Raw genomic sequence first — 1,110 nt, forward strand, 5'->3', positions numbered from 1 at the left:
CCCCGATTCACGCCCAGTTCACGCCTCGCGCATTGCGCCCACCCCGCCGCCGTGGCCTAATCGGCGTCAGGCGCTTGTCCGCCCTCCTGCCCTCCCGCACGGAGGGCGACGGAGGACGCAGGCGCGCTCATCGAGCCAACCGCGCTCCTGCCCTCCCGCACGGAGGGCGACGATCCAGCGGAGTCAGAAGGTACGAGCGGAGCCCATGCTAGAGAAACTACTCATCCTCGCCGGGGTCACCGCCATCGCCTTCGGTTACTCGCTGCTGCTGGTCGACCCCAGCATGGAACTGGAGGAAGTGGGCCGGCAAGTCCTCTGGGGGATGGGCACAGTGACCGCAGGCGGAGTGGCGACCATCGCCGGGATCTACATCCGCTCCTACAACAGTAGACGATAGACGGTAGACGGTAAGCGGCATGCGTACGCACAGAGCGCCAAGCACCACGCGGCAGCCTCAGGGATAAGGGAAGGAATCAGACCATGGCACTGCTCAACACCCTACTCATCGCAATGGACCGCCTCGTCGCCGAGGACGGCACCCAGCAGGCGCGCTACGCCCTGCTGCGCGGCAACCGGCGCATCATCAAGCGCGGCCGTTGCCCCGTTGACGACCTGGTCAACCAGCCCGGCTCCTACCTGCGGGCCAGCGTCGCCTCGCCCCTGAGCCACCTCGAGCGCATCGGCCTCGAAGCCTTCAATCGGCGCCTCGTCCCCTTCGCCGCCCGCCGCTACCTCGACGGCGAATCGGTCTTCACCGAGGCCTACAGCCTGCGGACCCAAGCAACCCGCATCTCCGGAGGGCGAGCAGAGACCTACCTCGTCGCCATGGCCGAAGACGACATCGCCCTGGCCGCCGAAGCGCTGCCGCGCGACCGCCGCCCCACCACGGTACTGACCGCCGCCGAAGTCGCCATCGCCGCTCTGGTCGGCCAGGCGACCCGCGAGCCGACCCTGGTTCACTGGGCACGGGGCTCCTTCTACGCCGCACTGCTCGTCGACAACGGCCAAGTGCGTTGGCGCCGCGCCGAAATGGTCTACGAGCCCGAGGCACCCGTTTCAGCGGCAGCACCACCGCAACAGTCGCCGCCACCTGGCAGCCCACCACCCGCC

The 1,110-nt window shown here is 68.6% G+C and carries 2 protein-coding genes; both read left to right on the top strand.

Annotation, left to right across the window (positions count from 1 at the left end; all coding sequences use genetic code 11):
* The first annotated feature begins 205 nt into the window (after window positions 1-205).
* A complete protein-coding gene (locus CKO15_RS13760; RefSeq protein ID WP_200197395.1) occupies window positions 206-397 on the top strand; it encodes a hypothetical protein in 192 nt (63 codons plus the stop codon).
* A gap of 83 nt (window positions 398-480) precedes the next feature.
* On the top strand, window positions 481-1,110 hold a 630-nt coding region (locus CKO15_RS13765), incomplete at its 3' end, for a hypothetical protein (protein ID WP_200197396.1).

The sequence above is a fragment of the Halorhodospira abdelmalekii genome, from assembly GCF_016583625.1.
GTDB classification, from domain to species: Bacteria; Pseudomonadota; Gammaproteobacteria; order Nitrococcales; family Halorhodospiraceae; genus Halorhodospira; species Halorhodospira abdelmalekii.